At 70.3% G+C, this 13740-nt stretch carries 12 protein-coding genes; 7 read left to right on the top strand and 5 right to left on the bottom strand.

What is annotated here, in order from left to right; genetic code table 11:
• Positions 1-67: 67 nt before the first annotated feature.
• Both galE and F0L68_RS29345 read left to right on the top strand, forming a co-directional pair.
• Positions 68-1030, top strand: a complete 963-nt coding sequence (gene galE, locus F0L68_RS29350; RefSeq protein WP_149853077.1) for a UDP-glucose 4-epimerase GalE — start codon at positions 68-70, stop codon at positions 1028-1030.
• Positions 1031-1036: 6 nt separating this feature from the next.
• Complete coding sequence (locus tag F0L68_RS29345) at positions 1037-3088, top strand: S9 family peptidase (protein WP_149853076.1); 2052 nt, start codon at positions 1037-1039, stop codon at positions 3086-3088.
• Positions 3089-3259: 171 nt separating this feature from the next.
• Here the strand turns inward: F0L68_RS29345 and F0L68_RS29340 are convergent, their stop codons facing one another.
• On the bottom strand, positions 3260-4264 hold the full coding sequence (locus F0L68_RS29340; protein WP_188316890.1) for a DUF4192 domain-containing protein: 1005 nt from the start codon (positions 4262-4264) through the stop codon (positions 3260-3262).
• A gap of 317 nt (positions 4265-4581) precedes the next feature.
• Here F0L68_RS29340 and F0L68_RS29335 point away from each other — a divergent pair, with 317 nt between their 5' ends.
• From F0L68_RS29335 to F0L68_RS29325, 3 genes are all read left to right on the top strand, one after another.
• Positions 4582-5079: a hypothetical protein gene (locus F0L68_RS29335; protein ID WP_149853074.1), complete on the top strand. Its 498-nt coding sequence runs from the start codon at positions 4582-4584 to the stop codon at positions 5077-5079.
• Positions 5080-5166: 87 nt separating this feature from the next.
• Positions 5167-6240, top strand: a complete 1074-nt coding sequence (locus F0L68_RS29330) for a sensor histidine kinase (RefSeq protein ID WP_223199240.1) — start codon at positions 5167-5169, stop codon at positions 6238-6240.
• Between the two features lie 31 nt (positions 6241-6271).
• The gene (locus tag F0L68_RS29325; protein ID WP_149853072.1) at positions 6272-6925 is read left to right on the top strand and encodes a response regulator; all 654 of its coding nucleotides are present in this window, start codon (positions 6272-6274) and stop codon (positions 6923-6925) included.
• Positions 6926-6957: 32 nt separating this feature from the next.
• On the opposite strand, the gene F0L68_RS29320 is transcribed toward F0L68_RS29325, so the two are convergent.
• The gene (locus F0L68_RS29320) at positions 6958-8793 is read right to left on the bottom strand and encodes a Xaa-Pro dipeptidyl-peptidase (protein WP_149853071.1); all 1836 of its coding nucleotides are present in this window, start codon (positions 8791-8793) and stop codon (positions 6958-6960) included.
• Between the two features lie 283 nt (positions 8794-9076).
• Here F0L68_RS29320 and add point away from each other — a divergent pair, with 283 nt between their 5' ends.
• Both add and F0L68_RS29310 read left to right on the top strand, forming a co-directional pair.
• Positions 9077-10093 carry an adenosine deaminase gene (gene add / locus F0L68_RS29315; protein WP_149853070.1) on the top strand — a complete coding sequence of 339 codons (1017 nt, stop codon included), beginning with the start codon at positions 9077-9079 and terminating at the stop codon, positions 10091-10093.
• Between the two features lie 40 nt (positions 10094-10133).
• Complete coding sequence (locus tag F0L68_RS29310; protein WP_223199239.1) at positions 10134-10574, top strand: MarR family winged helix-turn-helix transcriptional regulator; 441 nt, start codon at positions 10134-10136, stop codon at positions 10572-10574.
• A 54-nt stretch (positions 10575-10628) separates the two neighbouring features.
• Here F0L68_RS29310 and F0L68_RS29305 read toward each other — a convergent pair whose 3' ends face one another.
• From F0L68_RS29305 to F0L68_RS29295, 3 genes are all read right to left on the bottom strand, one after another.
• Positions 10629-11057 carry a CBS domain-containing protein gene (locus F0L68_RS29305; protein WP_149853069.1) on the bottom strand — a complete coding sequence of 143 codons (429 nt, stop codon included), beginning with the start codon at positions 11055-11057 and terminating at the stop codon, positions 10629-10631.
• A gap of 196 nt (positions 11058-11253) precedes the next feature.
• The gene (locus F0L68_RS29300) at positions 11254-12501 is read right to left on the bottom strand and encodes a hypothetical protein (protein WP_149853068.1); all 1248 of its coding nucleotides are present in this window, start codon (positions 12499-12501) and stop codon (positions 11254-11256) included.
• 191 nt (positions 12502-12692) lie between these two features.
• The gene (locus tag F0L68_RS29295; RefSeq protein ID WP_149853067.1) at positions 12693-13679 is read right to left on the bottom strand and encodes an ADP-ribosylglycohydrolase family protein; all 987 of its coding nucleotides are present in this window, start codon (positions 13677-13679) and stop codon (positions 12693-12695) included.
• Between the last annotated feature and the right edge of the window lie 61 nt (positions 13680-13740).

Genomic DNA, 13740 nt, shown 5'->3' with positions numbered 1-13740 from the left:
ACGTAGTGTCGGCGCCACCGGCTCGGCGGTGCCATGTCCCACACATCGAAGGAAAGCGGGGAATGCCGTGAAGTTGCTTGTGACGGGTGGTGCTGGCTACGTCGGGAGCGTGTGCGCCGCGCGCCTGGTGGAGGCAGGACACGAGGTCGTCGTGCTCGACGATCTGTCCACTGGGCACAGCGACGCGGTTCCCGACGGTTGCCGGTTCGTCGAGGGTGACATCGCCGAGGTGGCCGGTTCGGTGCTGTCCGAGGGCTTCGACGGCGTGCTGCATTTCGCGGCGAAGTCTCTCGTCGGCGAGTCCATGCAGGAGCCCGGGAAGTACTGGTACGGCAACGTGGTCACCTCGTTGCGACTGCTCGACGCCATGCGCGAGCACGGCGTGCCGAAGCTGGTGTTCTCCTCGACCGCGGCCACCTACGGCGAGCCGGAGCAGGTGCCCATCCAGGAGACGGCGGCGACGCGGCCGACCAACACCTATGGCGCCACGAAGCTCGCGATCGACAACGCCATCACCTCCTATGCCGCGGCGCACGGCCTCGCCGCGGCCAGCCTGCGCTACTTCAACGTGGCAGGCGCGTACGGACGCTTCGGCGAGCGGCACGCCGTCGAGACGCACCTCATTCCGATCGTGCTCCAGGTCGCGGCCGGGCAGCGGGAGCAGGTGCAGATCTACGGCGATGACTGGCCGACCGAGGACGGCACCTGCGTGCGCGACTACATCCACGTGGTGGACCTCGCCGACGCCCACCTGTTGTCGCTCCAGCAGGCCGTCTCCGGCGAGCACCGCATCTACAACCTCGGCAGCGGCACCGGGTTCTCCGTCAAGCAGGTCATCGACGCCTGCCGCAAGGTCACCGGGCATCCGATCCCCGCGCTGGTCGCATCGCGCCGCTCCGGCGACCCGGCGACCCTGGTCGCCTCGAGTGACCGGGCCAGGAACGAGTTGGGCTGGCAGCCCGAGCGCGCCGACCTGGTCGGCATCGTGCAGGACGCCTGGGACTTCGCCCAGGCCAGGCAGGAAGTCTGAGACGAGATGACAACCGACGGACGAGAGACCGCCGTTTCCCCCTTCGCTGACCTCAGCGAGTTCCTCGCACTCCCCCGGGTCAGTTCGCTGGCGATCTCGCCCGACGGGTCGCGCCTGGTCACGGTCGTGTCGGAACAGGCGGCGGACGGCAAGACGTGGCAGGGCTCGCTGTGGGAGGTCGACCCGCAGGGCAAACGCCCGGCCCGCCGACTGACCAGGGCTGCCAAGACCGAGTCCTCCCCCGTGTTCGCGACGGACGGCTCGGTGCTGTTCGTCTCGTCGAGGGCGGACCAGGAGGCCAAGCCCGAGGACTCCAAGGCGGGCAAGAGCTCTGCCGCGCTCTGGCTGCTGCCGCCCACCGGCGAGGCCCGGCAGGTCTACGCGCCGAAGCGTGGCGTGCAGACCGTGCGGGTGGCTCGCGACGCGGGAACCCTGCTGGTGACCACGTCGGCCCACCCCGACACACCTCTTGGCGAGGCCGACGAGGAGCACCAGAAGGCGCGTGAGGACGCCGGGGTGACCGCGATCCTGCACGAGGCCTACCCCGTCCGGTACTGGGACCACGACCTCGGTCCCGACCAGCGGCGGCTGGGCGTCGCCGCGCCGATGTCCACTGAGGACGGTCGGCTCGGCGACCTGACCGACGTCACCTCGCAGCCCGACGGCAGGATCGGCGAGTCCACGGCGATCAGCCCGGACGGACGTTGGGTGGTCTACTACCGAGAGGTCGAGGTCAGCCCCGGCTACGGCCCGCGCGGGTCGCTGCGTCTGGTCCCGGCCACGGGCGGCGAGCCGCGGACCTTGGCCGACCAGGAGCAGCACACGTTCGAGCAGCCGGTGTTCACACCGGACTCCTCTGCGGTGATCTGCGTCCGGTACTTCGACTCGACCAAGGAGGAGCCGCCCAACGTGGCGCTCATCCGGGTCGACCTGGCGACCGGTGAACTCACCGAACTCGCGCCGGACTTCCCGGACCAGCCCGACGGGCCGATGGTGTCTCCCTCGGGTGACGCCGTGTACTTCTTCAGCACCCACAAGGGACACCGGCCCGTGTGGCGACTCGATCTGGCCAGTGGGGACATCACCCGGCTGACCGCGTCCGGTCACTACACCGACTTGCAGGTCTCGCCGGACGGCTCGGCCCTGTACGCCCTGCGCGACGCCATCGACCACCCTGCCCAGCCCGTGCGGCTCGACCCGACGCTGGCCGAGCAGGATCCGGTCCCGTTGTTGGCTCCTGGCGCGCTGGACGCGGTGCCCGGCACGCTGACCGAGATCGAGACGACCGTCGCCGACGGTCGCACCGTGCGGTCCTGGCTGGTGCTGCCGGAGGGCGCTTCGGCGGACCGGCCCGCACCGTTGCTGTTGTGGGTGCACGGTGGCCCGATGATGAGCTGGAACGGCTGGACCTGGCGCTGGAACCCGTGGACCGCCGCAGCGCGCGGGTACGCGGTGCTGCTGCCCGATCCTGCTCTGTCCACCGGGTACGGCCAGGACTTCATTCGGGCCGGCTGGGGCGCCTGGGGCGCCGCGCCGTTCACGGACCTGATGGCGATCACCGACGTCGCCGTGGCACGGCCGGACATCGACGGCAACCGCACCGCGGCGATGGGTGGCAGCTTCGGCGGCTACATGGCCAACTGGATCGCCACCCAGACCAGCAGGTTCCGTGCCATCGTCACGCACGCGTCGCTGTGGAACCTCGACGCGTTCACCGGCAGCACGGACAGCTCCTACTACTGGATGCGCGAGATGGGCGACCCCCTCGCGGACCCGGAGCGGATCGCGGCCAACTCCCCGCACCTGCGGGTTGCCGACATCAAGACGCCGATGCTGGTCATCCACGGTGACAAGGACTACCGGGTGCCGATCGGCGAGGGGCTTCGGCTGTACTTCGACCTGGTCAGGCACGGGGTCGACGCGAAGTTCCTGTACTTCCCCACGGAGAACCACTGGGTGCTCACCCCTGGCAACGCGCGGGTTTGGTACGAGACGGTGTTCGCGTTCCTCGCCGAGCACGTGCTCGACGAGCCGTGGCGGCGGCCTGAGCTGATCTGAGCCGGTCCGGTTGCGGCATCTCGCGCCGACAATGGTGCGCGAGATGCTGCGGCCGGGTCCACGTGCCGGGCCGCGCCGGGTGACGCCAAGGCATCCGGCGCCGGCCCGCCGCGCGGGACGGCTGACTAGTTCGATCATGACACGTTCTCCTTTCGTGGCAGCAAAAGCACGTCAGCCGGTCGGCCCGCCGAGCAACGCCTCGGCATCGGCGGCGGCGTCAGCGACGATGACGGTGAGCCGGCCCGGTGGCAGGCCGAAGTCCAGGGAGTGCCGCAGCAAGCCGGCGAGACGGTGCCCTGGCATCGCGGCCTCGGCCTGTTCGAGCGCGATGGAAGCCAGAGCCCCGTCACCCCGGAGATAGGCGGAAAACGCCAGCAGGGTGGCGGGTTGGGCGCGCTCTGGTGGTGGAGTCGACCTGGTCAGCGCGAGCCACAGCCGTTCGGCCGCGGCCGCGTGCTCGCCGCCTGCGGTGGCGAGACAGGCATCCCGTACGCGGGAGTCGGACAGCGCGGCCGCGAGCCGCACCACCTCGTCGTCCCCCAGCACCACGTCACCGACGTTGGCCGCGGCGACGGCGTCGTGCACGCGGAGCAACGCCTGCCTGGCGGCTGCGCGGCTCATGCGTCCGCCGGCCTGCTCCACCTGCCACGCGGCCTGTTCCAGCTCGTTGGAACGGCGGTTCATCGCGGGTCGGTCGTCGTCCAGTCGCACAAGTGCGGCCAGTTCTTCTCGATTGGCGAAGGTGACCGAACCTTCGACCGCATTTGCCGCAGCCAACACTGTCTCCTTGGGATCGGGTAGCGCACCGCCGCAACCGGACTCGTGATAGCAACACCAGGCCGCGCCTGCCGCAGTGCTCTCGGCCCACGCCGCGTGCATCACTGGCACACCGGCGGCGCCGAGGGCGCTATCCAGCGCGGCGATGAGGTCACTGTGTGGAACGTCGTCGGGTGGGTCGGCGCCGCCTCCGCCAATGACGATCAGAACGGCGGCACTCGCGTTCTGACGACGGACGACCGCGACGAACTGCTCCGTCACGGCGTGCCGGTTTCGGGGCGGGGGAAGGTCGATGCGCATCGTGGGGCCGACGTCGGCCGCCCCCTCGCCGCGCAAGGTGATCAGGATCAACGAGTTCTCGGGGTGGAACCCGAGCAGGTGTGGGACCGCGGCGATCATCTCCGCCGGCCGTGTCAGGCACACTCTGTGACGCAGTGGTGTTCTCATGCGTCCACAGTGGACCATGAAGTCGATCACGCAAAACCGACTTCAGTCCTCTGTGGATAACTCGAGTGTTGTGGACAAACTGAGGCCGGTAGACCCGGTCGCAGTCGAGATTGTCGGCGGGCTCTGCTAGGGCATGTCTCGTCTCCACCCCAGGGTGGAGACGAGACTCAACCCAAGACCAACCCCCACGCCGATGCCGCCCACCCCTCTCCCCACGCATGCTTCCTCTCGTGCCAGCCATCCGGGCCTGGCGAGAACGAGGAGGGGACGTGTCCAACATCCAGACGGTGGCCACCATCGTGATCGTGGCGTTGGTCCTGCTGCGGGTGATCGGTAAGCAACTTCAGGGTCAGCCGGTGTCGGCGCGCTCGCTGTTCCTGGTTCCCGCGATCCTGCTGGTCGTGGGTGCGGCGAACGCGGCGAACGTGCTGTCGACCGCCTCGGCCAGCGAGGTCGTCCTCCTTGTCGTCAACGTTGTGCTGCTGGTGCCCTTCGGCCTTGCGCGCGGCGCGAGCATCGGGGTCACCGTTCGCGACGGCGCTCCGTTCCAACAGGGCACCTGGCTGACCACGACGTTGTGGGTGGTCTCGATCGCCGAGCGCTTTGGCGCGAGCCTCGTCGCGCACGCGATGGGCATCCCGGGGACGCTCTCCAGCGCCTCACTGATGGCGACCCTCGGCGTGAGCCTGGTTGTGCAGAACTCCGTCGTGTGGTGGCGAGCGCAGAAGTTAGGCGTGCCGATGCCCGCCACTGCGCGGCGCAGCTGAGCGGGGCGGGATGATGCGCTGGTGACAACGGAGGGCGCTGCCCGAAAGAACGGGGACGGCCGGGATCTCATGAGGGTGCTCCGACCGGTGCCGGCTGCGATGGTGCTGGTGCTGCTCATCCCCTACCTCCCGCAGCACCACGGGTGGCTGATCCTGCTCCTCTCCGGGCTGGCCTTCCTGAGCAGTGTCGTCCTGATGTGGGCTCGCGTGCTGCCCGAGTGGGTGGTGTGCGGCCTGCTGCTCGTCCTCTCGCTGAGCGGCGCCACGCTGTACACGCTTACTCCGAGGAATCTGACCATCATGTTGGTGTACGTCGCGGTGACGCATGCCTCCCGAAGGAACTCGCAGCCCACGCTCGTCATCGTGACGGGGGTCTCGGCCGTTGCCACGGTCGTCTCCATCAAGCTGCATCGCGGGGACTGGCTGGACATCTCCACCACGATCGCCGTGCTCGCGGCGATCCTGGCCTTCGGCATAGCCCGACGGGCCAGGCTGGAGCGGCTCGAGCAGACCGAGCTCGCGCTGGCCAGAGAGCAGACGGCCCGGGAGGAACACGCCCGTGCCGCGGCGCTGGCCGAGCGGGCTCGGATCGCCAGGGAGTTGCACGACGTGCTCGCGCACTCGCTGGCCGCCCTGTCGCTCAACCTCCAGGGCACCAGGCTGATTCTGGTGCGTGACGGGGCGAGCGCGGAGGCGGTGGGGCAGGTGGAGCGGGCTCAGCGGCTGGCGGCCGACGGGCTGAACGAGGCGAGGCGAGCGGTGGCCGCGCTGCGGGAGGACCCGGTGCCGGTTCAGCGCGGGATCGCAGACCTGGTGACCGCGTTCCGGCTGGAGACCAGCGCGTCGGCCGAGTTCGTCGCCCAGGGCACGCCGCGCGAACTGTCCGGAGCCGCCAGCAACGCGCTGTACCGCACGGCGCAGGAGGCGCTGACCAACACCCGCAAGCACGCTCCCGGCGCGCCCGTGGAGGTGCTGCTCGACTACCAGGCAGACCGCACCGAACTGACGGTCGTGGACCGTCCGGGACACGAGCCTCGCGCGGCGGCTCCCGGCGGTTACGGTCTGACGGGAATGCGAGAGCGCGCCGAGCTGATCGGCGGCACGTTGCACAGCGGACCGACGGAGGATGGATGGCGGGTGCACCTGGTGGTGCCGGAGTGAGCCGGCTCGTGTGGGTGAATGAGGGGGAGGCGTGAACCTGCGCGTCGTGGTGGCCGACGACCAGATGGTGGTGCGTGAAGGGCTGGTCACGCTGCTTCGCCTGCTGCCGGGTGTCGAGGTGGTCGGCGCGGCGGCGGACGGGATCGAGGCGTTGGCGCTGATCGCCGAGCAGCGGCCGGACGTGCTGCTGGTGGACCTTCGGATGCCGCGCTGCGACGGCGTGGAGACCACCAGGCGGACGCGGACCGACTACCCGGACACCGAGGTGGTCGTGTTGACCACCTACGCCGACGACGACTCGGTGCTCGCGGCGCTTCAGGCCGGCGCCAGGGGCTTCCTGACCAAGGACGCCGACGGCGAGGCGATCGTGCGAGCGCTGCATGCGGCGGCGGCGGGACAGTCTACTGTGGACGGAGAGGTGCAACGGCGTCTGGTCGAGGCGGCCACGAGGATGCACCTGACTCTGGGCCGGCAGGTCGAGCAGGCGGAGGGATTGACCCATCGAGAACTGGAGGTGCTTCGGTTGATCGCGGCGGGATTGTCGAACGCCGAAATCGCTCGCATGTTGGTGGTTACCGAAGCCACGGTGAAGACCCACGTGAACCACCTGTTCGCGAAGGCCGAGTTGCGCGACCGGGCGCAAGCGGTTGCGTACGCGTACCGGATCGGTCTGATGCAGGACTGACGCTACGCGCTGAACCAGAAGGCGGCACGCAACTAGCCGACGGAGTTGACCACCGCGTCCTGTCCGCCGACGGCGGGTAGCACCAGGCTCGTCGTGGTCAGGTCGACGGACAGGCCGGTTCCGGGCCGTGGGCGAAGCGTGTAGTCGTGGTCGCTGGACAGCACCACGAACTCCAGCGCGTGGCCGACCGCGAGCACGTAGTCCTTGGGCTGCATGTCGACGGCGAGCCGGTACTGCGTGTCGGGGTGGATCGGCTTGCTGACGGCCAGGTCGTCCCGGTTCTGCGGGTCGATCCATCCTCGCGTGACGATCCGACTGGTGCCGTCGGGAGCGCGGTCCGCGAGGACCACGGTCACGTTCGCGGCCGGGCGGTCGAACGCGATGCCCAGCTCGGCCCTTGGCGTGCCGCTCAGGCGCAGCGGCACACGGGCCGGTTTGGTCGCGTAGGAGAGGCGGTTGCCCGAGCTGGGCAGGTCGACCAGTTCCTCGACGGTCGTGCCAGCGTCATCGGCCAACTGCTCCACCGTCGCGCGCCCCGGCACGCCTGCGCCGGGATCGAGGGTGCCCTTGGCCGGACCGCCGGGCCACGGCCACAGCGTGGTGTCCGCCGCGCCGGGGGCCGGCCAGTCCGCCTCGTCCGTCCAGGTCTTGTCCTCGCGCTGGATGGTGGCCTTCGGCGCGTCCTCGATGCCGTTGGCGACCCCGTACAGGTAGCGGCTGAACCAGCGGTTCAGGGTGTGCAGCCATTCCACCGGCCGTAGCGCGATCGGGTCGGTGTGGGCGTACTGGTGCAGCCAGATCTTGTGCGGCACGTGGTTGGCCCGCAGCGCGGCGTACCACTGCGCGACCTGCATCGACTTCACGTTCCAGTCGTTCAGGCCGTGCACCGCCAGCACGGCGGCGTGCACCTTGCCGGCGTCCTTGACGTAGTTGCGCTCGTCCCAGAAGGCGTTGTAGTCGCCGGTGGTCCTGTCCTGTTCGCGGGCCAGCTTGTCGATCACGGCGCGGCACACCTGATTGTCCGCTCGGGTGTTGACGTAGTCGGCGAGCACATCGGTGTCCTCGCCCTGGAATTCGCCGGGGGCGACGACCGCGCCGCCCTCGCGGTAGTAGTCGTACCAGCTCGAGATCGCCGCGATGGGCACGATCGCCTCGAGGCCCCGAACGCCGGTGGAGGCGACGGCGTTGGGCAGGGTTCCGTTGTAGGACACGCCCATCATGCCGACCTTGCCGGTCGCCCAGCCGGCCGTGACGGGACTGCCGGCCGCATCGTGCGCGGTGGCCCGACCGTTGAGCCAGTCGACCACGGATCGCGCGCCGATCGTCTCGTTGCGGCCGCCGGAGGTCGCGCATCCCGTGGACTGGCCGCTGCCGAGGGATTCCGCGTACACCATGGCGAAGCCCCTGGCGACGAAGTAGTCCTGGTAGCGGGAGGAGATCCGGGCCGCGCGGGCGGGCCGCGGGCCGACTGCCGCGGCGATCCTCTCGTCGGTCGTCGCGTGCAGGACGCGGCCGGAGCGCGGGCCGGGCGGTTGGTACAGCTCGACGTCCACGTCGTGGTCGACCACGTCGTTGCCGCCCGCGTAGTACGGGCTGATCTGGTACACCGCAGGAACCTTGAGCCCGCGCTCGGTGATTCTCGGGCGCACGACCTGGACGTGCACCTCGTCGGGGCGGCCGTCGCCGTCGCTGTCCACCGGTGCGCGGACCCACAGGTCCTGGCGGACCACGTCCGCCGGATCGAACACCGGCTGGGCCTCGCCGTCGACGAACACCGGACCCGTTGGGGTGTCGGCAAACGCGGGAACGACGGTCAGCGGTAACGCGATCAACGAGACCAGCAACGCGATCTTCCGTACACCCCGCATGGGCACTCCCCGGCGAACGGTCGGAAAGGCATCAGCTAGCACCATCCCGAGGTCTGCAAGCCGTGTCAAGGCCGACGACAGTCCACAGTGGATGATCGACAACTTCCTACCAACGACCCTTGACGGAGGCGGCCCGGCGTGAGAACAATCCGGAACGTGCGGATCACATTCGGCGCGCTGATTCCACGGCCGCTGTACGGGGAGGACCACGCCAGGGGCGACCTGGCCTGGTGAGGCGACGGCCGACGCCGCCCCTGTTCCCCAGTCCCCGAAAGGGTTTCCTGTGCTCGAGTTCATCTCCGCGCTGCCCAAGACCGAACTGCACGTCCACCTCGTCGGCTCCGCATCGGTCGACACCGTGCTGAACCTGGCCCGCCAGCACCCCGAGCGCGGCGTGCCGACCGAGGAAGCCGAGCTGCGGCGCTTCTACGAGTTCACCGACTTCGATCACTTCATCGATGTCTACATCAAGGTGAACCGGCTGGTCACCACCGGAACCGACGTGACCTCGCTGGTGGTCGGCCTCGCCGCCGACCTGGCCCGCAACAACGTCCGCTACGCCGAGGTCACCGTCACGGCCACCAGCCACCTCGCGATGGGCATCACCGCCGAGGAGCTGGCGGAGGCGCTCGAGCTCGGGCGGGATCGGGCCTTGACCGAGCACTCGGTGCTGCTGGGGTGGGTCTTCGACAGTCCCGGCCTCGGGGACCACAGCGACGGCCTCGACACCGCCGACTTCGCGGTACGCCACCGCCCGGCCGGCACGGTCGGCATCGGCATCGGCGGCCCGGAACTCGGGATCGACCGCGAGCGATTCAAGGGCGCGTTCGACCTGGCCAGGGACGCCGGCCTGCACTCGCTTCCGCACGCGGGCGAGACCACCGGGCCCGCCACGGTGTGGGCGGCGCTGCGGGCGCTGCGCGCGGAGCGGATCGGGCACGGCACCTCGGCCGTGCAGGATCCCCGCCTGCTGGACCACCTGGCCGAGCACGGCATCGCGGTGGAGGTCTGCCCCACGTCCAACCTGCGCACGAACGTGGTGCGCGCCATCGAGGAGCATCCGCTCCCCCGGCTGCTGGAGGCCGGTGTCACGGTCACCGTGGCCACCGACGATCCCGGCATGTTCCACACCGACCTCAACCGCGAGTACCTGCTGTGCCACGAGGCCTTCGGGCTCGGCCGCACCGAGTTGGCAGACCTGGCGCGGGCCGGGGTGCGCGCCGCCTTCTGCCCACCGCACGTGCGGGTGGAACTGCTGGCGGAGATCGACGCGGTTGAGGGCAGTTCGGCCCGCCGGTAGCCAGGCCTCTGCCGAGCATCAGTGCACGTATGGTGGATGCATGCGGATGCCTGCCAGTGAGCGCCTCGGGTTGGACATCAAGCGCACCGAGCAGGAGCTGATGGCCGTGAAGCACACCGCCATGAAGGCGGCGGGCCTGACCGTGCCGCAGTACTCGGCCCTGTTCCTGCTCGCCGACAACCCCGGTATCTCGGCCGCCGCGCTCGCCCGCGCGAGCATGGTCACCCCGCAGACGATGGCGACGGTGCTGCGGAACCTGGAGGACGGCGGTCTCATCGAGCGCACGCCGCATCCGTGGCACGGCAACGTGCTGGAGACTCGGCTGACCGAGAAGGGCCTTGCCGCGCTGGACGAGGCGGACGCGCGGGCGTCGGCGATCGAGGGACGGCTTTCGGCGGAGTTCACCGCCGAGGAGCGGGACACCCTGCGGGCGCTGCTCGGCCGGTGCGTGCAGGTGCTGTCCGCCGAGCGCGACCACTGACCGCGACCACCGACACGCCCAGCCGCAGCGGTAAAGAGATCCGCAGGAGACGGCCTAGCCCTGCGTGATGTAGGCCGACAGCTGCTGGTCCTGCTCCTCGAGCTGGCTGATTCGGCTCTTCACCACGTCGCCGATGCTGACGATGCCGGCGAGCCTGCCGTCCACCAACACCGGAACGTGCCGGATGCGGCGCTCGGTCATGACGACCGTGAGCCTGTCGACGGTGTCGGTCGGCTCGCAGGTGACGACGGCGGCGGTCATGATCTCCGCGACCGGCCGCGTGAGCAGCTCGGCGCCCCGCTCGCCGAGGCGACGCACCACGTCCCGCTCGGAGACGATGCCGGCGACGCGGTCACCGTCCAGGACCACCATCGCCCCGACGTTGTGCACGGCCAGCGCGGCGAGCAACTCGGTGACCGTGGTTCCCGGCTCGACCGTGGCAACCGTCGAGCCTTTGCTTCGCAACACGTCCGCGATTCGCATCGTGAGCGCCTCCGATCCACACCGGTCGGTGACCCTGCCTCTGATCAGAGTAACCGCGCGCGGCCGACCGCGCGGCCAGCAGACGGGTGGCGACCTGGTCGCCGGGCGCACGGCTCCGGCTCCCGCCGGACGGGACCGGGGTCGCGGCCGCCAGGGGAACCGTCCGAGGGCCGGTTCCCCTGGCGGCCAGGCCGCCTCAGTCTCCGTCTGAGGCGGAGTCGTGCGCGGCGGCGCGCAGGATCGTCGGTCCGGCCGAGGTGTTGACGATCGCCCACGTGGTGTGGCCGCCGCGGGTGATCGCCACGGTGATGGCCGTGGTGTCGGCCGAGGACACCGAGGCGGGCAGTTCGGCTCGCTGCCAGCGTTGGCCGTCCCATCGGACGATGTCGGCCACCGACCGCGTGGCCGGCCCTGTGCTGTCAGGGTAGGTGCCGACGGCCCAGGCGTGGTCGTGCCGGTCCGCGGCCACTTGGCTCACCGTCAGCGGTACCGGCTGCGCTGGGAGAGCGGGGCCGACCGTCCACGCCGAACCGTTCCATCGCTCGATGGTGGAGCTGATCGCCGGGTCGCTGATGGTGCTGCCCGCCAGCCACAGGTCGTCGCGGCCTGCGGCGAGGCTGTCGCCTGAGCCGAGTACGCCGTTCGGCAGGCCGGGGACGGTCGGCATGGCCACCGGCGACCACGCGGTGCCGTCCCAGTGGTACGTCGCGACCTCGCTGCGGATCGGGCCGCCCGGCCCGAACGCCGCGACGCCGGTCGCCCACACGTCGTGCTCGCTGCGAGCGAGCAGGGACGCGAGGTTGCCGAAGAAGCCGCCGGGCAGCGGCAGGACGTAGGAGTCGTTCCACTGGGTGCCATCCCAGGACATCAGGAATATCTGTCCGTGGTGGAACACGGAATAGCCGGCCGCCCACACGTGCTTGGCGTCGACGGCGGTAACGGACAACAGGACGTAGCTCGGTACCAGGGCCAGGTCCGTCGGAATCGGCAGCACCGACCAGGTCCCGGCCACCTCGTGCAGGACGAGCGGTCGCCAGTGCCGGTTGGCGGGTCGTTGCTCGCCTGCCGCCCACACCTCGCCGTCGCGGGACACGCTGACGCTGTTCAGTTCCGCGCTGATGATGGGGTGCCCGGCGATGTCGGGCAGCGCGGGCAGGGTGACGAGCTGCCACTTCCCGCCGTCCCACCGTTCCACGACCGGGCTGCGGTTTCCGCTGTTGGGATCGCCTGTCGGCGCCTGGCCGACCGCCCAGGCGGTGCGGCCGCCCTCGGTCGCGATGGCATTCAGCGCGCTGCCCTGGGGCAGGGCGGGCGAGGCGACTACTTCGAATGCCGGGCCGTCGTCGGCGGCTCCGGCGGGAGGGGTGAGGCCGGCGAGCAGACCGCCGACGGCGAGGGAGATGGCCACTGTCTTCGCGAGCAGATTCGAGCGGGAAAGCGCCACGGCGGCACCGTAGAACGGCCGACGCGGCATCGACGACGGTATTTGTACCTGCGCCGTTCAGGGCCGGGCAATGGATCTGATGCGCATCCTGGATGCCCGGCCTGGGCATTTCTCGGATGCCGAGGTGGCATTTGCCGCACCGACTCTCGGGCCGAATACCCGAATGCATTTCGGGTGGTTACCCCGAGAAGTCAGTCCCAGGCCGTGCCGTAGCGGGCCAGTTCGGCCGAGTGCTCGATCCGGTCTGCCCACTCGGCCGGCCAGGCGTCGTGGCCGTACGCGGCGCCGGCGAACGCGCCGGCCAGGCAGGCGATCGAGTCGGAGTCGCCCGAGCTGGCCGCGCCGCGCGCAAGGGCCGACACCGGATCGCCGGGGAACAGCAGGAAGCAGTACAGGCCCGTGGCCAGCGCCTCCTCGGCGATCCACCCGGCGCCGGTGGCCAGGCACGGGTCGGCGGAACGGTCGGGGTCCAGCAGCGCGGCGTCGAGCCGGTCCAGCACGGCGCGGCACTCGTCCCAGCCGCGCGCGATGAACTCACGGGGGTCGTTCGTGCCGGGTCGCTGCCAGAGGTCGCCGAGCCACTCCTCGTGGTAGATCTCGCGCTGGGAACGGCAGCGGTCGCGCAGGGCGGCCGGCAGCTCGGTCGGCGACATCCCGTCGCGGAGCCAGTGCACGGCGAAGGCGGTGAGCTCGCTGGCGGCCAGGCCGGTGGGGTGGCCGTGCGTCAGTGCCGCCTGGAACTGCGCGACGGCGGCCCGCACCGGATCGTCCACACCGGGCAGCAGGCCGACGGGCGCGACGCGCATGTTCGCGCCGCAGCCCTTGGAGGAGCGTCCGGTGGCGGTCTGCCACCGCATGCCGGTGGCGAGTAGCTCGCAGGCGCGCAGGCAGGTCATGCCGGGGGCGCGGTTGTTCTCCGGGCTCTCCCACCAGCGCACGAAAGCCTCACGCAGCAACGGTTCCAGCTGTTGCGGGGTGAGTTCGTCGGCGAGCAGCAGGGCTTCGGCGACGGCGAGGGTCATCTGGGTGTCGTCGGTGATCAACGCGGGATTGCCGACCAGCTCGCGCGGGCCGTCCGTGCCGTAGCGCTGGACGATCTGCGCCAGGTCGAGGAACTCGGTCGGCGCGCCGAGCGCGTCGCCGTATGCCAGGCCGTACAGGCTTCCGGTCGCGCGCACGTGCTCCCCCGTCGGTGTCGGTCACAGTGACGGGAGTCCTGGCCGCACGACGGTGCGGCCA

The organism is Solihabitans fulvus (assembly GCF_008386585.1).
Classification (GTDB): Bacteria; Actinomycetota; Actinomycetes; order Mycobacteriales; family Pseudonocardiaceae; genus Solihabitans; species Solihabitans fulvus.
This window is presented reverse-complemented; position numbering and strand designations above follow the sequence as displayed.

What these genes read in the sequence shown, in the direction of transcription:
- F0L68_RS29340 (WP_188316890.1), bottom strand. Translation starts at nt 4,264, where the DNA reads ATGATCGCCGCGGTCCCACACCTGCTCGGGTTCCACCCCGAGAACTCG.
- F0L68_RS29305 (WP_149853069.1), bottom strand. Translation starts at nt 11,057, where the DNA reads ATGCGAATCGCGGACGTGTTGCGAAGCAAAGGCTCGACGGTTGCCACG.
- F0L68_RS29320 (WP_149853071.1), bottom strand. Translation starts at nt 8,793, where the DNA reads ATGCGGGGTGTACGGAAGATCGCGTTGCTGGTCTCGTTGATCGCGTTA.
- F0L68_RS29345 (WP_149853076.1), top strand. Translation starts at nt 1,037, where the DNA reads ATGACAACCGACGGACGAGAGACCGCCGTTTCCCCCTTCGCTGACCTC.
- F0L68_RS29310 (WP_223199239.1), top strand. Translation starts at nt 10,134, where the DNA reads ATGCGGATGCCTGCCAGTGAGCGCCTCGGGTTGGACATCAAGCGCACC.